Source organism: Vibrio vulnificus CMCP6 (assembly GCF_000039765.1).
In the GTDB taxonomy this organism is placed as follows: Bacteria; Pseudomonadota; Gammaproteobacteria; order Enterobacterales; family Vibrionaceae; genus Vibrio; species Vibrio vulnificus_B.
The window spans coordinates 457,208-477,334 of the sequence record NC_004459.3 but is presented as its reverse complement, the minus strand read 5'-3'; the positions used below and the strand labels follow the sequence as shown (position 1 = coordinate 477,334).

The window sequence follows — 20,127 nt, the reverse complement described above, 5'->3', positions numbered from 1 at the left end:
TATCAATGAACTGAGTGACCAAAACGATACTAAGTATCGGCACAGTCAATTTATTCAGTATTCATTGAGCCGAAGCGAAAGCTTCAAAAAACTTTTAATTGAAGAGTTTGATCATGGCTCAGATTGAACGCTGGCGGCAGGCCTAACACATGCAAGTCGAGCGGCAGCACAGAGAAACTTGTTTCTCGGGTGGCGAGCGGCGGACGGGTGAGTAATGCCTGGGAAATTGCCCTGATGTGGGGGATAACCATTGGAAACGATGGCTAATACCGCATGATGCCTACGGGCCAAAGAGGGGGACCTTCGGGCCTCTCGCGTCAGGATATGCCCAGGTGGGATTAGCTAGTTGGTGAGGTAAGGGCTCACCAAGGCGACGATCCCTAGCTGGTCTGAGAGGATGATCAGCCACACTGGAACTGAGACACGGTCCAGACTCCTACGGGAGGCAGCAGTGGGGAATATTGCACAATGGGCGCAAGCCTGATGCAGCCATGCCGCGTGTGTGAAGAAGGCCTTCGGGTTGTAAAGCACTTTCAGTTGTGAGGAAGGTGGTGTCGTTAATAGCGGCATCATTTGACGTTAGCAACAGAAGAAGCACCGGCTAACTCCGTGCCAGCAGCCGCGGTAATACGGAGGGTGCGAGCGTTAATCGGAATTACTGGGCGTAAAGCGCATGCAGGTGGTTTGTTAAGTCAGATGTGAAAGCCCGGGGCTCAACCTCGGAACTGCATTTGAAACTGGCAGACTAGAGTACTGTAGAGGGGGGTAGAATTTCAGGTGTAGCGGTGAAATGCGTAGAGATCTGAAGGAATACCGGTGGCGAAGGCGGCCCCCTGGACAGATACTGACACTCAGATGCGAAAGCGTGGGGAGCAAACAGGATTAGATACCCTGGTAGTCCACGCTGTAAACGATGTCTACTTGGAGGTTGTGGCCTTGAGCCGTGGCTTTCGGAGCTAACGCGTTAAGTAGACCGCCTGGGGAGTACGGTCGCAAGATTAAAACTCAAATGAATTGACGGGGGCCCGCACAAGCGGTGGAGCATGTGGTTTAATTCGATGCAACGCGAAGAACCTTACCTACTCTTGACATCCAGAGAAGCCAGCGGAGACGCAGGTGTGCCTTCGGGAACTCTGAGACAGGTGCTGCATGGCTGTCGTCAGCTCGTGTTGTGAAATGTTGGGTTAAGTCCCGCAACGAGCGCAACCCTTATCCTTGTTTGCCAGCGAGTAATGTCGGGAACTCCAGGGAGACTGCCGGTGATAAACCGGAGGAAGGTGGGGACGACGTCAAGTCATCATGGCCCTTACGAGTAGGGCTACACACGTGCTACAATGGCGCATACAGAGGGCGGCCAACTTGCGAAAGTGAGCGAATCCCAAAAAGTGCGTCGTAGTCCGGATTGGAGTCTGCAACTCGACTCCATGAAGTCGGAATCGCTAGTAATCGTGGATCAGAATGCCACGGTGAATACGTTCCCGGGCCTTGTACACACCGCCCGTCACACCATGGGAGTGGGCTGCAAAAGAAGTGGGTAGTTTAACCTTCGGGAGGACGCTCACCACTTTGTGGTTCATGACTGGGGTGAAGTCGTAACAAGGTAGCGCTAGGGGAACCTGGCGCTGGATCACCTCCTTATACGATGATTATTGCGATGAGTGTTCACACAGATTGATGGTTTATTATGTTTTAGTGATAGATGTGGGGCTATAGCTCAGCTGGGAGAGCGCTTGCATGGCATGCAAGAGGTCGACGGTTCGATCCCGTCTAGCTCCACCATTACTAAAGGTTTTAATTTAGAATCTTTAGTAATGGTTTCGAAAGAAATCTGCTCTTTAACAATTTGGAAAGCTGACAAAACAACAATTTATTGTTGTTTGTAAAGTTCTCAATGTTTGTCTTTAGGACAAACACCAACAAACACATTCAAGTGTTCTTGGGAAGGTCACTTTTAGTGACTATTCGAAATTGAGTCCGGCAAAATCAACGCTATCTCGCTCATTCAAATAATGAGATAGCAACTTTGGTTGTTTAACAAAGACCCTTTGGGGTTGTATGGTTAAGTGACTAAGCGTACACGGTGGATGCCTTGGCAGTCAGAGGCGATGAAGGACGTAGTAACTTGCGATAAGCGTAGATGAGGCAGTAACAGCCACTTGAGTCTACGATTTCCGAATGGGGAAACCCACTGGCATAAGCCAGTATCATTGAGTGAATACATAGCTCAATGAAGCGAACCGGGAGAACTGAAACATCTAAGTACCCCGAGGAAAAGAAATCAACCGAGATTCCGAAAGTAGCGGCGAGCGAAATTGGATTAGCCCTTAAGCTTTACATGTGTTAGACGAACGGTCTGGAAAGTCCGACGATACAGGGTGATAGTCCCGTAGTTGACGATGCATGTTCAGTGAAATCGAGTAGGGCGGGACACGTGTTATCCTGTCTGAATATGGGGGGACCATCCTCCAAGGCTAAATACTCCTGACTGACCGATAGTGAACCAGTACCGTGAGGGAAAGGCGAAAAGAACCCCTGTGAGGGGAGTGAAATAGAACCTGAAACCGTGTACGTACAAGCAGTAGGAGCACCTTCGTGGTGTGACTGCGTACCTTTTGTATAATGGGTCAGCGACTTATATTCAGTGGCAAGGTTAACCATCTAGGGGAGCCGTAGGGAAACCGAGTCTTAACTGGGCGCCATAGTCTCTGGATATAGACCCGAAACCGAGTGATCTAGCCATGGGCAGGTTGAAGGTTGAGTAACATCAACTGGAGGACCGAACCGACTAATGTTGAAAAATTAGCGGATGACTTGTGGCTAGGGGTGAAAGGCCAATCAAACTCGGAGATAGCTGGTTCTCCCCGAAAGCTATTTAGGTAGCGCCTCGGACGAATACTACTGGGGGTAGAGCACTGTTAAGGCTAGGGGGTCATCCCGACTTACCAACCCTTTGCAAACTCCGAATACCAGTAAGTACTATCCGGGAGACACACGGCGGGTGCTAACGTCCGTCGTGGAGAGGGAAACAACCCAGACCGCCAGCTAAGGTCCCAAATTACAGCTAAGTGGGAAACGATGTGGGAAGGCTTAGACAGCTAGGATGTTGGCTTAGAAGCAGCCATCATTTAAAGAAAGCGTAATAGCTCACTAGTCGAGTCGGCCTGCGCGGAAGATGTAACGGGGACTAAGTTGTAAACCGAAGCTGCGGCAATGTTCTTTGAACATTGGGTAGGGGAGCGTTCTGTAAGCCGTTGAAGGTGTGTTGTAAAGCATGCTGGAGGTATCAGAAGTGCGAATGCTGACATGAGTAACGACAAGGGGGGTGAAAAACCTCCCCGCCGGAAGACCAAGGGTTCCTGTCCAACGTTAATCGGGGCAGGGTAAGTCGACCCCTAAGGCGAGGCCGAAAGGCGTAGTCGATGGGAAACGGGTTAATATTCCCGTACTTCTTACAATTGCGATGGGGGGACGGAGAAGGCTAGGTGGGCCTGGCGACGGTTGTCCAGGTTCAAGTGCGTAGGCTGAGTGTTTAGGTAAATCCGGACACTCTTAAGGCTGAGACACGACGTCGAGCTACTACGGTAGTGAAGTCATTGATGCCATGCTTCCAGGAAAAGCCTCTAAGCTTCAGATTGTAAGGAATCGTACCCCAAACCGACACAGGTGGTCGGGTAGAGAATACCAAGGCGCTTGAGAGAACTCGGGTGAAGGAACTAGGCAAAATGGTACCGTAACTTCGGGAGAAGGTACGCTCTTGATGGTGAAGTCCCTTGCGGATGGAGCTGACGAGAGTCGCAGATACCAGGTGGCTGCAACTGTTTATTAAAAACACAGCACTGTGCAAAATCGTAAGATGACGTATACGGTGTGACGCCTGCCCGGTGCCGGAAGGTTAATTGATGGGGTTAGCGTAAGCGAAGCTCTTGATCGAAGCCCCGGTAAACGGCGGCCGTAACTATAACGGTCCTAAGGTAGCGAAATTCCTTGTCGGGTAAGTTCCGACCTGCACGAATGGCGTAATGATGGCCACGCTGTCTCCACCCGAGACTCAGTGAAATTGAAATCGCTGTGAAGATGCAGTGTACCCGCGGCTAGACGGAAAGACCCCGTGAACCTTTACTACAGCTTGGCACTGAACATTGAACCTACATGTGTAGGATAGGTGGGAGGCTTTGAAGACGTGACGCCAGTTGCGTTGGAGCCGTCCTTGAAATACCACCCTTGTATGTTTGATGTTCTAACGTTGGCCCCTAATCGGGGTTGCGGACAGTGCCTGGTGGGTAGTTTGACTGGGGCGGTCTCCTCCCAAAGAGTAACGGAGGAGCACGAAGGTGGGCTAATCACGGTTGGACATCGTGAGGTTAGTGCAATGGCATAAGCCCGCTTAACTGCGAGAATGACGGTTCGAGCAGGTGCGAAAGCAGGTCATAGTGATCCGGTGGTTCTGAATGGAAGGGCCATCGCTCAACGGATAAAAGGTACTCCGGGGATAACAGGCTGATACCGCCCAAGAGTTCATATCGACGGCGGTGTTTGGCACCTCGATGTCGGCTCATCACATCCTGGGGCTGAAGTCGGTCCCAAGGGTATGGCTGTTCGCCATTTAAAGTGGTACGCGAGCTGGGTTTAGAACGTCGTGAGACAGTTCGGTCCCTATCTGCCGTGGGCGTTGGAAGATTGAAGGGGGCTGCTCCTAGTACGAGAGGACCGGAGTGGACGAACCTCTGGTGTTCGGGTTGTGTCGCCAGACGCATTGCCCGGTAGCTAAGTTCGGAATCGATAACCGCTGAAAGCATCTAAGCGGGAAGCGAGCCCTGAGATGAGTCTTCCCTGATACTTTAAGTATCCTGAAGGGTTGTTCGAGACTAGAACGTTGATAGGCAGGGTGTGTAAGCGCTGTGAGGCGTTGAGCTAACCTGTACTAATTGCCCGTGAGGCTTAACCATACAACACCCAAAGGGTTTTGATGGACTCGATGTAAGAACATTGAATGTGTAGAGAACATAAACAGCTTTCCAGATTTTTTGCTTTCACTTTTTTAGAAAAAGTGAAGACAAAAACAGAATTTGCTTGGCGACCATAGCGTTTTGGACCCACCTGAATCCATTCCGAACTCAGAAGTGAAACGAAATAGCGTCGATGGTAGTGTGGGGTTTCCCCATGTGAGAGTAGAACATCGCCAGGCTTTTAATTTAGACTTAGGTCTAACCAGTGCGGAGCGGTAGTTCAGTTGGTTAGAATACCGGCCTGTCACGCCGGGGGTCGCGGGTTCGAGTCCCGTCCGCTCCGCCACTTATTCTAAGACCTCGCTTTTAGCGAGGTCTTTTCAAATCTGAGATTTATCATCTTTGATGAATCGACAGGGGTGTAGCTCCAATTGGCAGAGCAGCGGATTCCAAATCCGCGTGTTGGGAGTTCGAATCTCTCCACCCCTGCCATATTCAAAGGCTCTGACTTAGGTCGGAGCTTTTTTGTTTCTTTACTATTCCTATACCGATAATCGTTGTCCAATCATCCACTGCTTTCGACGATGGATATGACTGTTACTTGTATTTCACGCTTTTGTTCACTTCAATTGAAATCATGACTTCCTAGTCGCAATATGCTTTAGAAACCTTTCTTCACAATAAGCAAGGATCAATGGATGTTCGCTAAAATACTGGCGTCATTGTGCGCGATGTATTCAATACCTACTTGGGCATTACAAATGACAGCGTGGGAACTGGTGACCGCACCAACGCGTGAACGTGCTCAATCAATAGGATCGTACGCAAATGGCTGTTTAGATGGTGGTATCGCTTTACCACTAGAGGGGGAAGGGTATCAAGTTGTGCGTGCAGAGCGTAATCGCTACTTTGCGCATCCAGAAACCGTCACTTTTATACAAGAGTTAGGCTATTACGCGGATACACATTTGGCTTCGACTCTAATGATTGCGGATGTCAGTTTACCACGAGGTGGGCGTTTTTCTTTTGGTCATGCGAGTCATCAAACCGGACTCGATATTGATGTATGGCTTAAACTAAACACCTCTCCTTTGAATAAATATGAGCTTGAACAGGCAAAGACTGCGAGTGTCGTCAATTTCGATACCATGACTATTCGTGCCGATGAATGGCGTGATGAGCAATTCGAGTTGATCCGAGCCGCAGCCGAAAATGGCAGGGTAGCGAGAATTTTTGTCCACGCCGTTATCAAGCAACGTTTATGTCAAATGGAAACATCCACTCATAGGTCGTGGCTGAGAAAGGTAAGGCCTTGGTGGGGACATTCTTCACACATGCATGTGAGACTCTCTTGCCCACAAGGAAGCGATGACTGTATCGAGCAAGCTTTGCCGCCGGAGGGAGATGGTTGTGGTGAAGAAGTGTTGAGCTGGATAGAGCGTCCAACGCCACCGGCGAAAAAAGCACTGGAGCCCGAGCCTATCTCTGAGGCATGTGTGACGGTACTAAATCAGAAACATGAGAAATAAATAAAGCGCCCATTGGCGCTTTATTTGATATCGATTAGGCTAAGCCTTGGATGATGACAAACTTTTCAAGCAGTTGCTCTTCCGTTTCGATGTGGTTTGGATCCGTAATGATGCATTTTGTAATAGGACAAACCGACTGACAGGTCGGCTTGTCGTAATGCCCTTTACACTCGGTGCAGAGGTTAGGGTCAATTTCAAAGATTTTATCGCCCATTGAAATCGCCCCATTTGGGCATTCAGGATCACACATGTCACAGTTGATGCACTTATCCGTGATAAGCAATGCCATAGCTTAGTTACCTGTTGGGTTACGGGTATCCTGACCTTCGTTTAGGTTACGCATAAGTAACGCGTAGCTCAGATCCATATCCTGTGGAACTGGAATAAAGACAAAGTGGCCGTTACCTTTTGCATCGTCAATTGACTCAGACTTACGGTTTTCCATCTGTTCAAGAGTGAAAATGACGTTACCTTTTGGCGTCATTAGCTCTAGGCTATCACCCACAACAAATTTATTTTTCACTTCTACTTCCGCCAAGTCACCGCGGCGTTTGCCTGTAAATTCACCAACAAACTGTTGTGAATCTGAAACGGAGTAACCGTAGTCATAATTTTGGTACGCGTCATGAGTGTGACGACGTAGGAAACCTTCTGTGTATCCACGGTGAGCAAGGCTTTCTAGCGTTCCCATTAGTGTTTCGTCAAATGGTTTGCCCGCTACCGCATCATCAATGGCTTTACGATAGACTTGCGCCGTACGTGCACAATAGTAGAAGGATTTAGTACGGCCTTCAATTTTCAGAGAATGAACACCCATCTGAGTTAAGCGCTCTACATGCTGAACTGCACGTAGGTCTTTTGAGTTCATGATGTAGGTGCCGTGCTCATCTTCAAATGCTGCCATTTTTTCGTCAGGGCGATGACTTTCTGATAGAAGAACAACATCGTCGATGGGTTTGCCACGACCAATGGTGGTTTCTGGGCGCTCTTCTTGCACTTCGATCGCTTGCGCAGCATTTGGATCAAACTGTTCTACGATTTGACCTGCATCGTCTTCTTTGCCTTGCTCAACCTTGTATTCCCAACGACAAGCGTTAGTACAAGTGCCTTGGTTAGGGTCGCGTTTGTTGATGTAGCCAGACAGTAAGCAACGACCTGAGTAAGCCATACACAAGGCGCCATGGACGAACACTTCGAGTTCTGTTTCTGGACACTGTTGACGAATTTCTTCGATCTCTTCGAGTGATAGCTCACGAGAAACAATGACACGCTCTACACCATATGCAGCCCAAAACTTCACCGTTGCCCAGTTCACCGCGTTGGCTTGAACTGACAGGTGAATCGCCATATCAGGAAAGGCTTCACGCACCATCATGATCAAGCCTGGGTCAGACATGATTAGCGCGTCTGGGCCCATATCCACAACCGGCTTCAAATCTCGGATAAACGTTTTTAGCTTAGAGTTGTGCGGTTGAATGTTACATACCACATAGAACTTCTTACCTAAGGCATGCGCTTCGTCGATACCAATTTTTAGGTTCTCGTGATTGAACTCATTGTTACGAACACGAAGGCTGTAGCGAGGTTGCCCTGCATAAACCGCGTCAGCGCCATAAGCAAATGCGTAACGCATATTCTTTAGACTGCCCGCAGGCGACAATAGCTCAGGAACAAAGGGTGTATTTGATGTCATTGCTTGAATTCTCTTTTTATCTGATCACAGGTCAGTACGATTCCACCATATGGAATCGGGGCGCAAATTTTACGCCAAATTGTGATCCTTGACTAGGTAAAAGAGAGAAAAACGCCTTCTGTGGCGAAGGCGTTGAAAAGGCTTAAGCGTTAGGGTGAGGTAAACCACCCAGTGCTTGAAAAAGGTTTGGCAAAAATGCAGACAGCTCGCCACACATGAGAGAAAAGTCTGCATCAAAGCGTGCGGCTTGATCTTCTCGCGGAATATCATCGTTCTGATCGCGTAATTCATCAGAAAACTTCAAACGTTTGATGCTTGCATCATCGGCCAGAACAAACTCCAATCGCTCTTGCCAATTGAGGGCCAGTTTTGTCACAACTTTATCTGCAGCGATATGACTGAGAATTTCGTCGCTGGTTAGCTCTTGCTTCTTACAGCGAATAATGCCGCCATCTTCCAGAACCGATTTAAGTTCGGCTTCATCGAGTAAATGGAAACCTTGTGGTGTTTGGCCTGTTTTTACCCATTCAGTCAACGTGGTCTCAACCGCTTTTTCTGGAATCGCAGGTACAACAGGTAGGCTACCCATGGTTTTGCGCAGCAGTGCGAGCACGTCTTCTGCTTTTTTGTAGCTGCTGGCATCGACCAAAATAAACCCTTCTTTTGGCAAGATGAGCACATAGGTGTGATTACTGCGGCTGAAAGCTCGTGGTAGAAGATCAATGATGATCTCTTCTTTAAGTGTTTCTTTCTCTTTTTTCTTCAGCGGGCGGCCTTCTTGGGCTTCCATCGCTTCCACTTTGGCATTCAGTGATTCTTTGATCACCGAAGCGGGCAGCATTTTTTCTTCTTTTTTAGCACAGATAAGAATGCGGTCTTCTGACACGTGGGTCATCATATCACCGTGTCGTCCCATCGCGCTTACCCAGCCAAATTTTTGCTTATCCTGGCTGCCACAAGGCGTATAACGGAACTCTGCCAATTGTTTTTCAAGTTGATCTGCGTTGAATTCAATCTCGCGATTCACGCGATAGACCATACAGTTTTTAAACCACATAGCGCTTCTCTAAGATAAATACAGGGGCAACATGATAGGCAATTTTTTCTGGCTTGTCCTAATCGAGTTGGAAAAAATCAAGATGAATCAACAAAGACAGTTATATGAAAATTTGTTTGCAAAGGTCACAAAAGTGTCATAATTGAACGTGATAATGCTTTCAGTTGCAAAGGGCTAGGGCCTATAAATTATTCAAACTTACATAAGGTTATTCAATTATGTCTAGAAGGATTCTGGTAGTAGAGGACGAAGCGCCAATTCGCGAAATGCTGTGTTTCGTGCTTGAACAGAAAGGTTACCAGGCGGTTGAAGCTGAAGATTATGATACGGCAGTAAACAAACTTGCTGAACCCTTCCCAGATTTAGTATTACTGGATTGGATGCTGCCAGGTGGCAGTGGCATCAATTTCATTAAGCACATGAAGCGTGAAGAGCTGACGCGTAACATCCCTGTGGTGATGTTGACGGCTCGTGGTGAAGAAGAAGACAAAGTTCGTGGCCTTGAAGTCGGTGCGGACGATTACATTACCAAGCCTTTTTCGCCAAAAGAGTTAGTGGCTCGCCTTAAAGCGGTGATTCGCCGTGTCACGCCAACCGCACTAGAAGATGTGATTGATGTTCAAGGGCTTAAACTCGATCCTGTTTCTCACCGTGTGACGGCCAATGACGCGCCTGTTGATATGGGGCCAACAGAATTCAAAATGTTGCATTTCTTTATGACCCACCAAGAGCGCGTGTACAGTCGAGAGCAACTGTTGAACAATGTGTGGGGCACTAATGTTTATGTGGAAGATCGCACGGTTGATGTTCACATTCGTCGCCTGCGTAAAGCGCTAGAAGATGCAGGGCATGATAAACTGATTCAAACAGTGCGAGGCGCGGGCTATCGTTTCTCAACGAAAGCGTAAATACCATGTCGGAGTTGTGAGTGGTTGAAAGATTAACTTGGAAAAAGCTGGCATGGGAGCTGGCTTTTTTTTACACCCCCTGGGTGATTGTTGGGTGGATATTCGGCTATATGCCGTGGCTGCTTTTGGTGGCGACGGCTTTGCAGCTTGGTTGGCATTTACACAATCAGGTACGTTTGTCTGCGTGGCTCTGGGATGAAAAGCGTTTAACGCCGCCATCGGGCAGTGGTAATTGGGAATCGCTGTTTAATGGCCTTTATCGCTTACAGCAAAGGCAGCGACGCAAGCGTAAAGAACTGACGAATTTGATCCGTCGTTTCCGCAATGGTGCAGAATCGTTGCCGGATGCGGTTGTGGTGTTTCGTGCGGAGGGCAACATTGTCTGGTGTAACAAGCTGGCGCAACATCTATTAGGTTTCCATTGGCCTGAAGATTCTGGTCAGCCTATTTCTAATCTTCTTCGCACTCCTGACTTTATTAAATATCTCTCTGGTAATGATTTTTCTGAACCGTTGGAAATGTGCTCGCCGCTAAACGTTGAACGTACGCTGGAACTGCGTATTGTTCCTTATACTGAAGGTGAGCACTTGATGGTGGTGCGTGACGTGACGCAGTTGAAACAGCTAGAAGGCATGCGTCGAAACTTTTTTGCTAATGTTTCCCATGAGTTACGTACGCCAATGACGGTGCTTCAGGGTTATCTCGAAATGACCGAAGACCCGGACATGTTGGTTGGCCCCATGTGGGGCAAAGCCCATCGTGTGATGACGGAACAGCTGAATCGAATGAACAGTTTAGTGAATCAGTTGTTAACCTTATCCAAGATCGAAGCGTCGCCAATTCATGAGTTGGATGAAGTGGTTGATGTGCCCGCCATGCTGGAAGTGCTAGAGAAAGAAGCGGTAAGTTTGAGTGGTGATAATCAGCACGCCATCTCTTTCCAAGTGGATAAAGCGCTTAAAGTCTATGCCGATGAAGATCAACTGCGCAGTGCTATTTCGAACCTAGTATACAATGCCGTGAAGTACACACCTGCTGGTGCAAGCGTACAGGTTCGTTGGTATCGCAATAGCAAGGGTGCTTGCCTAGAAGTGGAAGACAGTGGTGATGGTATTGAACCGCAACATATCCATCGTCTAACGGAGCGTTTTTATCGTGTTGACAAAGCACGCTCTCGTGACACCGGAGGCAGTGGTTTAGGTCTAGCGATTGTAAAACATGCTTTGACTCATCACGACACTCATTTGGATATCCAAAGTAAAGTTGGCAGTGGCAGTAAGTTTTCATTCGTTTTACCGGCAAAATTGGTGGCGAAATGAAACGATGGTGGTTGAGTTTATTGTTGATGGGTGGAATAAGTGCGAGTGCTCAGGCATTGGATACACCATTGCAACCTTATAAAAAAATCCCCGGTGTTTCTGGGAATTTGTTATCTGTCGGCTCGGATACGCTTGCGGGGATGACCACTCTTTGGGTGGAAGAGTTTAAGGCGCTTTATCCGAACATCAATGCTCAGGTGCAAGCCTCGGGCTCCTCAACGGCGCCTCCCGCTCTGACGGAGCAAACGGCGCAGTTTGGCCCAATGAGCCGTCCAATGCGTTTAAGAGAAGTGGAAGCCTTTGAGCGAACTCATGGTTATAAACCTACGGCGTTACGAGTTGCGATTGATGCCATCGGTATTTTTGTTCATCAAGACAATCCGGTTCAAGGTCTCAACTTTCCGCAGTTGGACGCCATTTTCTCCGCGACTTTACGCTGTGGTGCAGAAGATTTTGTCAGCACGTGGGCGCAGCTTGGTATTGATGCGGAGTGGGCAAAGCGCAACTTTCAGCTCTTTGGGCGCAATTCGGTTTCTGGAACCTACGGCTACTTCAAAAAGCACGCCCTGTGTGGCGGCGATTTTAAAAGCCAAGTGAATGAACAGCCGGGGTCGGCTTCGGTAGTGCAATCGGTGGCATCCACGCTCAGTGGCATAGGTTACTCTGGTGTGGGTTATCGTGTGGCGGGCGTGCGCCTACTTCCTATTGCTAAGCAAGGTAATGAGTTTGTTTATCCGAGTCGAGAAAACATTCTGACTGGCGATTACCCTCTTTCACGTTATTTGTATGTGTATGTCAACAAGCATCCGAGTAAGGCTCTGAGCCCCATTGAAGCTGAGTTCATTAAATTTATCTACTCGGCACAAGGACAGGCGCTAGTAGAGAAAGATGGTTACGTGTCGATAACGGAAGAGTTTGCCAAGCAAGAGTTGGCAAAAGTCGGGTTATAAACCCAATAAGGCCGCACTGCGGCCTTATTGTTTCGCGCTTTTCAGCGCCAGTTAGTCAAGCTCGAGCTGCCAGTTTACTTGTTGCCAGCGTTCTTGTTCACTTTGCAGATCCGCGGAAAGTAATTTGTTGTTTTCCTGCCAATCCGTTTCTTTACCTTGCAATGTCCAATGGTTCTCTTTCACCTGTAGATGAAATTCAGGCAATGGATCGTCATTGCGCTGCCCGTTGATCAAAATGGCTAATCGCAATATACGGATTAAGTTGATCACTTGCTCGCGGCTGTAGAGATGGAAATCGGGAAGTTCAGTGAGTTTGAGCGACTTTCGCTGATAGCGAGTAAGAAAAGCCAATAGCAGTTGTTGTTCGCTGTTAAAGCCAGGCATGTTAGTGTGTTGCAGAATGTAGGCTGAATGGCGATGGAAGCCGCGTAGGCTGATACTTAATCCCACCTCATGCAGTAACGCAGCCCATTCTAACAGAGTGGCAAGTTCACTCTCTCTTTTGATGCCTAGAGGTTTATGAGCTTGCTCCAGAAGCTCAATGGCGAGCCCTTTCACACGCGCAGCATGCTCCAAATCAACGAGGTGCTTCTTCGCTAAGTTTTCTGTTGTGCGCATGCGTAAATCGGATCGCGCAAAACGGGCTTCCATCTCATAGAGTAACCCTTCTCGCAGAGCGCCATCAGAGTAATGCATTTCGGAAATCTTTAGTGTTTGGATAATGGCGCTAAGAATGGCTACGCCTGCGGCAAACACCGGTTTACGCTCATCAGTTAAGCCTGGCAATTGAATGTCATCGATGGTTTCGAAGCTACAGAGCATATCCATTAAGGTGTTGAGACGAGCTTGAGTGATGAGTCCATCCTCAAAACCAATCCCCACTAGAACTTCACGAATGGCTTTAATGGAGCCTGAAGAACCGTAAGCGATTTCCCAGCCTTTTTTCCGATATTGGCTGGCGATGGATTCGAGTTTTTGCTCGCAAGCGACCATCGCTTTATTGAAATTCTTCTTGGTCATTTTACCATTTGCAAAGTAGCGGCTGGTAAAACTGACGCACCCCATTTGTTTACTGTTTAGAAGCTCGGGCTCAAAATCCTTACCGATGATCATCTCGGTACTGCCACCACCGATATCGACCACAAGTTTGGAAGAGACCTCTAACTGAGTATGTGCCACGCCCAAATAGATCAAGCGCGCTTCTTCTTCCCCAGGAATGATTTCGATGGGAAAGGGCAGCACTTGCTTTGCTCTTTGTAGAAATAAGTGAGCGTTTCGTGCTTGGCGTAGGGTATGCGTGGCAGCGATACGTACGTTTTCTGGCTCAAATCCTTGCAGCCTTTCAGCAAACATCGCCAAACATTCCAAGCCTCTTTCCATCGCAGAATGGCTTAAATTCATTTCCATATCTAAACCATCAGCAAGATGTACTCGCTGTTTGTGGCGACTGATCAATTGCAGATCTTCATCGACCACCTTGGCGACGACCATATGAAAACTGTTGGATCCTAGGTCGATAGCGGCAATATCTCGACTATTGGTTGTTGTCATTCGGTTCTACTTGCCCCTTTTGCTTGCGCGTATGTTTCTCAACATTTTTAAGATAGTCGTAGATGGCTATCTGAGAACGTATTTTTTTGCGATTACCGCGTTCAACATAGTTATTGCTCATCTCTTTGTCGATGCGGCGAGCCTTCACTGTATCAGTAAATTGGATGCTGAGAATATCGATAATCCGTTGTTTGATACGTGCATCACGTACAGGGGACATCACCTCAATACGGTTATCGATGTTGCGTTCCATCCAGTCCGCAGAAGAGATGAATACTTGCGGATCACCATCGTTGTGCACCACCAACACGCGTGGGTGTTCTAAAAATCGATCAATGATGCTGATGATTTCAATGTTTTCGCTAATCCCTTCTAACCCAGGAACCAATGAGCACATGCCCCGAATGATCATGCGAATTTTCACCCCAGCGCTGCTGGCCGCATAGAGCTTACTGATCAACCCTTTATCGACCAAATTGTTCACTTTGAGGGTAATTGAGGCTTTTTTGCCCGCTTGCGCGTTGTGAATTTCTCTATCCAATAAACGATAAAGTTGCGAGCGAGAGTTTCTGGGGGAAACGATGAGATGACGAAATTTTATCGGTCGGAAAGGATTCATGATGTAACTAAACACGCCTCTCACTTCTGCAGCGAGTTCTTGATCCGCCGTAAGCAGCGAAAAGTCGGTGTAGATACGGGCAGTGCGCTCGTGGAAATTACCCGTACCGATGTGCGCGTAGCGAACGAACCCTTGCTCTTCGCGACGTGTGATCAGTAGTAACTTGGCGTGAATTTTCATCCCCGGCACACCAAAAATGACGTGCACACCGGCATCAGTCAGCAGCTTAGACCATTCAATATTGGCTTCTTCGTCAAAACGAGCCTGTAACTCTACGACCACGGTGACCCGCTTGCCGTTATGCACCGCATCGATCAATGAGTTCATTAAGCGTGAGTTTTTGGCAACGCGATAAACGTTGATCTTGATACTGACCACCTTGGGGTCAAACGAAGCCTGACGCACGAGCTCAGTGATGTGTTCAAAGCTATGGTAAGGGTAGTGCAGGAGAATATCTTGATTGCGAATGGCATCAAATGCGTTGGCGTAGCCTTCAAAATCTGCGCAGGCCAATGGTGGCAGCGGTTTGTTCTCTAAGTAGTCACGTCCAACGTTTGGAAAGGCGATAAAGTCTTTGAAATTGTGATAACGACCGCCAGGAATCAAACTGTCGTAATGAGAGATTTTGAGTTTGTAGCAGAGATATTTGAGCATGTCCTCGGGCATGTCTCGCTCGTAAACAAAGCGCACTGGCAAGGCGGTTAGGCGTTGGCTGAGGCCTTCAGACATCTGCTCTAGCAAGCTGTATTCAACTTCATGACGCAAGTCGTATTCGGCGTCTCGGGTCATTTTCATCGCATAGCCATTGAGCTCGTCGTAGTCAAAAAAGCCACGGAAGATATCGTTAAGGCAAAAGCGAATGATGTTGTCGAGCAAGATAATGGTTTTCTTACGTTTGCCTTTTTGCTCTGGCACCATAATGAAGCGAGGAAGGTGATCGGTGGGGATTTCCAGTAAGGCATATTTGGCCTGTTCTTGTTGTTTCAACTCCACAGCGATGTACGCGTACTCGTCTTTCAAAAACTGCAGTACGTCAATTTCATCGGTCAACATCAGCGGAGTGATGTGAGGCAACACTTCTTTCTGGAAATATTTGATGATCCATTTTTGTTGAGCTTCATCGAGTTGGCTTTCGTTGACGAGAAAAATATGCCGCCTTGCCATATCTCGGATCAGTTCATTGTAGAGTTCATCAAAGCGTTCGTTGAGTTTTAAGGCTTTGCTCTGCATCTTTGACAACAAGTGCTTTGAAATGTCGTTACCACCTTGCTCTCGATTAATCAAAATTCGGCGTTTCACATCCGAAAATCGCACTTTGTAAAACTCATCCAAGTTATTGGAGAAGATACCAAGAAAGCGAATGCGCTCAATGAGCGGCACGGTTTTGTCGGCGGCTTCTTGTAATACCCGTTCATTGAATGACAGCCAGCTAAGCTCTTTTTCTATATAGAATTTATCCGCACTCATAAATTGGCCTGACGTTGATCATGTAATTAAAAATGGACTCAATAAGGAGGCACAGTATGTGTTTTTTGTTACAGATTTATTTCATACCATGACTATCATAATAGTTGTATTATTTTCATATGGTTAATGTGATCTGTAATATAATTGTCATCTTAACGAAATATTATGTCAGCACGTCAAAAAGGGTAGAAAATTCGATGGCCAGAGCCGAGTTCACATTGCAGACCAGAGACAAGTCGAGATTGTTAAAAGATCGCCTAGTTCGTTTGGCTGTAACCAGTGGCGGTGTTGGGGTTTTGGCTGCCTTAGTGTTGATTTTTGTCTATTTAGCGATGGTGGTGATCCCACTCTTTTCGGACGCTAAACTAGAACCCAATAAACTCAGTATGCCTATTGCGACGAAGCCGCCCGTCGCGATTGCTGTTGATGATTATGGCCTTAGAGCATTGACTATTACCGAAGATGGTCGTCTAACGTTTTGGCAGCTAGATAGTGGTGAGGCAATACTCGAAACACAAATCAGTGAGAATCCGACCGCTTTTGCCAAGAGTGTTTCTGCGTTAGACAGCTATGGCTTTGTTTCTCAGCAAGGGCTAGTGACGTTGTTTAAACCTCGTTTTAACAGTTCGCTGGCGAAGAGTGTTCAACGACCTGAGGTTGAGATTTATGCCCCTAGCTTTGACTTTCGTCTTGCGGCGCAAGGCAGTGATATCGCACGGTTTGCGTTCAGTAACGTAGAACCTTCTCCAACGCTAACTTGGTTAACAAACGATGGACGAGTCCACGTTCGTTGGCAGCAAAGTGTGCAAGGTGAGTGGGTGCAACGCGATTTCCAATTCGCAACCAGTTTTGATGCGGCATCGCAACTTCTTATAACGCCAGATGGAGAAACCCTCTACGTACGTTCTGGTTCTGAGTTGGTGGTGGCGAAGAAGCGTGATGAGCAATTTGTTGTGCGAGAGATTGTTGATCTCACCTTGGGTGATCAGAAGCACTCAGTACGTCAAATAGACCTGCTTGCCGGAGCCTACTCTTTATTGGTCACCCACAATGATGGCCGGGTGTCGCAATGGTTTGATACCCGTCAGCAAAATCAGCGCAAATTGACGCACATTCGTGATTTTAAGTTAGCTTCAGAAGTGCAATTCCTCTTGCCGGATACGCATCGTAAAGGCTTCTACAGTTTTTATACCAACGGAACGTTACAGAGCCACTATACCACCAGTGAAAAATTGGCTCTGTTTTTGCGCGCCTATCAACAAGCCCCGCAGATGGCGGCTATGTCGAATAATGAACAATACCTTTTAACGTATTTTCCCGAACGATTAACGCTGGCGACGGTGGACAATCCATACCCTGAAATTTCGCTGTCATCGCTGTGGCAAAAGGTGTGGTATGAAGGTTATCCAGAGCCCGAGTTTGTTTGGCAATCCACTTCAGCAAGTGACGATTTTGAAGCGAAGTTCAGTATCGTTCCGATTGCTTTTGGTACCATTAAGGCTGCGCTGTTCGCCATGCTGTTTTCTGTTCCCATTGCTGTTCTTGGTGCCATCTATACCGGTTATTTTATGGCGCCGAAAATGCGTCGTATCGTTAAACCTTCCATTGAACTAATGGAAGCGATGCCAACGGTCATTATCGGTTTTTTAGCGGGCTTGTGGTTTGCACCGATCGTTGAGCAGCATCTGATCAGTGTGGTGCTACTGATGGTTGTGCTACCTCTGAGTACCGTCTTTATTGGTGGACTTTGGACTCTGTTGCCCGCGACGATACGACATCGTATTCCTAATGGTTGGCATGCTCTGATCTTAATCCCGAGTATGGTGCTGGTCGTCGCGCTCGGAATGCAGTTTGCTCCTGAATTGGAAACGCTATTTTTTGCTGGCGATATTCGGTTATTTTTATCGCAGCATGGGATTGGTTTTGACCAGCGTAATGCGATGGTGGTGGGATTAGCCATGGGCTTTGCTGTGATTCCAACCATTTTTACCATAGCGGAGGATGCGATTTTCTCCGTGCCTAAGCATCTCTCTGATGGTTCTTTGGCGCTGGGCGCGACAGCGTGGCAAACGCTCACTCATGTGGTGATTCTCACCGCGAGCCCGGGAATTTTTTCTGCCATCATGATGGGGCTTGGGCGTGCTGTTGGCGAAACCATGATCGTTTTAATGGCGACTGGAAACACGCCGCTAATGGATTGGAATATTTTGGAAGGGATGCGCACCTTATCTGCGACCATTGCGGTTGAGTTGCCGGAATCAGAAGTGGGCAGTTCGCACTTCCGATTATTGTTTTTAGCCGCCCTATTGCTGTTTGTTTTCACCTTCGCCGTCAACTCGCTGGCCGAGTGGGTACGCCAAAGATTAAGAGATAAATATCGTGCGCTGTGATCATAGTCGAATGTTGGGAGAGCTAGCGTGCTGAAATGGATTCGTTCAGGAGCGCCGTGGATTTGGCTGACAGGGGGAGCGGTCAGCATCAGCTTGCTTTCGGTGTTGGCACTGCTGCTTTTGATTGGTTGGAAGGGGCTTAATTACTTCTGGCCTGCGCCTGTCTATCAGTGGACGATAGTAAAAACCTCACCTCAGTTGTCTCCACAAACATCGGTTGGAAGCCGTGTGATTGGCCAGGTTTATCAGCGAAACCAAGTGGACTATTCGCAACTGCCGCCATCTTTACAGGCTATTGTGCAAGATGAGCAAGAAGCGGTGCGTTTGAAAATCAAAGTGGCGAATCGAGGTTTGTATCCCTCCGAATTTATTTCGGTGTTGGAGTCGCAACTCAGTGAACCCACAACTCCGGAAGAGATTGTTGTGTTTGAACGCAGCAGTGGCGGCGATTTCTATGGCCGCTACTTAGCGTTTCGTGATGGCGATATACAGACTGACGAGAATATCTTCCCATTGTTGCGAGACAAGCTCGAATACGCTGAACGTTTACGTGAAGAAATTGCGCTGGTGGTTGAGCAAAACATCAAACCGTTAAGTTGGAAATTGGAACAGCTCCGTCTTGATAAGCGGCGCAAAGAGCTCAATGGCACGTTGAGCTCCGAGTATTTGCAGCAATATCAAGCGGAACGCGAACACTATGAACAGGAGTTAGCCAACTACGACCAGCAGCTTGACGGATTACGTTTGCAACTCACGGGTTACACGCTGCTGGTGGAAGAAATGAGTGGTAATGTGATCTCTATTCCTCTCAGTGAAATTTTGGATTTTTGGCAGCCAAACAAAATGAATGTTGGCGATAAAATTGTGCACTGGGGGAGAGAAATTTGGAAATTCCTCTCAGAAAATCCACGAGATTCCAACTCGGCAGGTGGCGTCTTTCCTGCCATATTTGGTACTGTGTTCCTTGTGTTGATCATGTCGATTATTGTGATGCCGCTGGGGGTTATTGCTGCCATCTATCTGCATGAGTACGCCAAAAATAACGCTTTTACACGAGTCATCCGTATCGCGGTCATTAATCTTGCCGGTGTGCCTTCCATTGTGTACGGCGTTTTTGGCTTAGGCTTTTTTGTTTACACCATCGGTAGTTCAATTGATAACCTGTTTTATGCAGAGCGCCTTCCTGCTCCAACCTTTGGTACACCTGGGCTGTTGTGGTCTGCACTGACCTTAGCCGTATTGACGCTGCCCGTGGTCATCGTGACCACTGAAGAGGGCCTAACACGCATTCCTAACTCGGTTCGACACGGCTCACTTGCGCTTGGAGCGACGCAATTTGAGACGTTGTGGCGCGTGGTGTTGCCGATGGCGACTCCCGCTATCATTACGGGATTGATTTTGGCGATTGCACGGGCGGCAGGAGAAGTAGCGCCGCTGATGTTGGTTGGTGTGGTTAAGTTAGCGTCCAGCTTACCCGTGGATGGCCAGTTTCCTTACATTCATCTTGAGCGTAAGTTTATGCACCTTGGCTTTCATATCTACGATGTGGGCTTCCAAACGTCGAACATCGAAGCGGCGCGACCACTGGTGTATGCCACGTCCTTTTTGTTGGTGACGGTCATTGTCGGTTTGAACTTAACGGCTATCAGTATCCGCAATAATTTACGCGAAAAATATCGAACATTGGGGCAAGACTAA

Annotated in this window: 11 protein-coding genes, 3 tRNA genes and 3 rRNA genes; 12 read left to right on the top strand and 5 right to left on the bottom strand. The window is 47.8% G+C overall.

Annotated features, from left to right (window positions below):
* Nucleotides 1–95 precede the first annotated feature (95 nt).
* From VV1_RS02340 to mepA, 7 genes are all read left to right on the top strand, one after another.
* Nucleotides 96–1,638: ribosomal RNA gene (locus VV1_RS02340) — 16S ribosomal RNA — on the top strand.
* Nucleotides 1,639–1,703: 65 nt separating this feature from the next.
* Nucleotides 1,704–1,779: transfer RNA gene (locus VV1_RS02335), tRNA-Ala, on the top strand.
* A 278-nt stretch (nt 1,780–2,057) separates the two neighbouring features.
* Nucleotides 2,058–4,946 (top strand): 23S ribosomal RNA (locus VV1_RS02330).
* 123 nt (nt 4,947–5,069) lie between these two features.
* Nucleotides 5,070–5,185 (top strand): 5S ribosomal RNA (rrf, locus tag VV1_RS02325).
* The 16S, 23S and 5S rRNA genes sit together here with 3 tRNA genes alongside, the layout of an rRNA operon.
* A 30-nt stretch (nt 5,186–5,215) precedes the next feature.
* Nucleotides 5,216–5,292: transfer RNA gene (locus VV1_RS02320), tRNA-Asp, on the top strand.
* 69 nt (nt 5,293–5,361) lie between these two features.
* Nucleotides 5,362–5,438 (top strand) — tRNA-Trp (locus VV1_RS02315).
* A 206-nt stretch (nt 5,439–5,644) separates the two neighbouring features.
* Nucleotides 5,645–6,475 (top strand): penicillin-insensitive murein endopeptidase, encoded by an 831-nt coding sequence (gene mepA / locus VV1_RS02310; protein ID WP_011078570.1) that lies wholly within the window; start codon nt 5,645–5,647, stop codon nt 6,473–6,475.
* Between the two features lie 34 nt (nt 6,476–6,509).
* Here the strand turns inward: mepA and VV1_RS02305 are convergent, their stop codons facing one another.
* The 3 genes from VV1_RS02305 to rdgC form a co-directional block, all read right to left on the bottom strand.
* A complete protein-coding gene (locus VV1_RS02305; RefSeq protein WP_011078569.1) occupies nt 6,510–6,764 on the bottom strand; it encodes a YfhL family 4Fe-4S dicluster ferredoxin in 255 nt (84 codons plus the stop codon).
* Nucleotides 6,765–6,767: 3 nt separating this feature from the next.
* Nucleotides 6,768–8,168, bottom strand: a complete 1,401-nt coding sequence (gene trhP, locus VV1_RS02300; RefSeq protein WP_011078568.1) for a prephenate-dependent tRNA uridine(34) hydroxylase TrhP — start codon at nt 8,166–8,168, stop codon at nt 6,768–6,770.
* Nucleotides 8,169–8,310: 142 nt separating this feature from the next.
* A complete protein-coding gene (gene rdgC, locus VV1_RS02295) occupies nt 8,311–9,225 on the bottom strand; it encodes a recombination-associated protein RdgC (RefSeq protein WP_011078567.1) in 915 nt (304 codons plus the stop codon).
* Between the two features lie 218 nt (nt 9,226–9,443).
* Between rdgC and phoB the strand changes: the two genes are divergently transcribed.
* Genes phoB through VV1_RS02280 form a run of 3 tightly spaced genes read left to right on the top strand, consistent with a single transcriptional unit; the run spans nt 9,444 to nt 12,402 of the window.
* The gene (gene phoB / locus VV1_RS02290) at nt 9,444–10,133 is read left to right on the top strand and encodes a phosphate regulon transcriptional regulator PhoB (protein ID WP_011078566.1); all 690 of its coding nucleotides are present in this window, start codon (nt 9,444–9,446) and stop codon (nt 10,131–10,133) included.
* A 20-nt stretch (nt 10,134–10,153) separates the two neighbouring features.
* Entirely contained in the window at nt 10,154–11,452 is a 1,299-nt protein-coding gene (phoR, locus tag VV1_RS02285; protein ID WP_011078565.1) for a phosphate regulon sensor histidine kinase PhoR, read from the top strand.
* The gene (locus VV1_RS02280) at nt 11,449–12,402 is read left to right on the top strand and encodes a PstS family phosphate ABC transporter substrate-binding protein (RefSeq protein WP_011078564.1); all 954 of its coding nucleotides are present in this window, start codon (nt 11,449–11,451) and stop codon (nt 12,400–12,402) included. The genes phoR and VV1_RS02280 overlap by 4 nt, the downstream gene beginning before the upstream one ends.
* Nucleotides 12,403–12,453: 51 nt before the next feature.
* Here the strand turns inward: VV1_RS02280 and ppx are convergent, their stop codons facing one another.
* Together ppx and ppk1 are read right to left on the bottom strand one after the other, a co-directional pair.
* Nucleotides 12,454–13,953 carry an exopolyphosphatase gene (gene ppx / locus VV1_RS02275; protein WP_011078563.1) on the bottom strand — a complete coding sequence of 500 codons (1,500 nt, stop codon included), beginning with the start codon at nt 13,951–13,953 and terminating at the stop codon, nt 12,454–12,456.
* Nucleotides 13,937–16,039 (bottom strand): polyphosphate kinase 1, encoded by a 2,103-nt coding sequence (gene ppk1 / locus VV1_RS02270; protein WP_011078562.1) that lies wholly within the window; start codon nt 16,037–16,039, stop codon nt 13,937–13,939. Before ppk1 ends, ppx begins: the two co-directional genes overlap by 17 nt.
* 197 nt (nt 16,040–16,236) lie before the next feature.
* Between ppk1 and VV1_RS02265 the strand changes: the two genes are divergently transcribed.
* Together VV1_RS02265 and pstA are read left to right on the top strand one after the other, a co-directional pair.
* Nucleotides 16,237–18,429: an ABC transporter permease subunit gene (locus VV1_RS02265; RefSeq protein ID WP_011078561.1), complete on the top strand. Its 2,193-nt coding sequence runs from the start codon at nt 16,237–16,239 to the stop codon at nt 18,427–18,429.
* A gap of 27 nt (nt 18,430–18,456) precedes the next feature.
* Nucleotides 18,457–20,127, top strand: a complete 1,671-nt coding sequence (pstA, locus tag VV1_RS02260) for a phosphate ABC transporter permease PstA (RefSeq protein ID WP_011078560.1) — start codon at nt 18,457–18,459, stop codon at nt 20,125–20,127.

Bases quoted from the DNA above. Each gene is read 5' to 3' on its own strand.
- ppk1 (WP_011078562.1), bottom strand. From the start codon at position 16,039: ATGAGTGCGGATAAATTCTATATAGAAAAAGAGCTTAGCTGGCTGTCA.
- mepA (WP_011078570.1), top strand. From the start codon at position 5,645: ATGTTCGCTAAAATACTGGCGTCATTGTGCGCGATGTATTCAATACCT.
- VV1_RS02305 (WP_011078569.1), bottom strand. From the start codon at position 6,764: ATGGCATTGCTTATCACGGATAAGTGCATCAACTGTGACATGTGTGAT.
- phoB (WP_011078566.1), top strand. From the start codon at position 9,444: ATGTCTAGAAGGATTCTGGTAGTAGAGGACGAAGCGCCAATTCGCGAA.
- trhP (WP_011078568.1), bottom strand. From the start codon at position 8,168: ATGACATCAAATACACCCTTTGTTCCTGAGCTATTGTCGCCTGCGGGC.
- VV1_RS02280 (WP_011078564.1), top strand. From the start codon at position 11,449: ATGAAACGATGGTGGTTGAGTTTATTGTTGATGGGTGGAATAAGTGCG.
- VV1_RS02265 (WP_011078561.1), top strand. From the start codon at position 16,237: ATGGCCAGAGCCGAGTTCACATTGCAGACCAGAGACAAGTCGAGATTG.
- rdgC (WP_011078567.1), bottom strand. From the start codon at position 9,225: ATGTGGTTTAAAAACTGTATGGTCTATCGCGTGAATCGCGAGATTGAA.
- ppx (WP_011078563.1), bottom strand. From the start codon at position 13,953: ATGACAACAACCAATAGTCGAGATATTGCCGCTATCGACCTAGGATCC.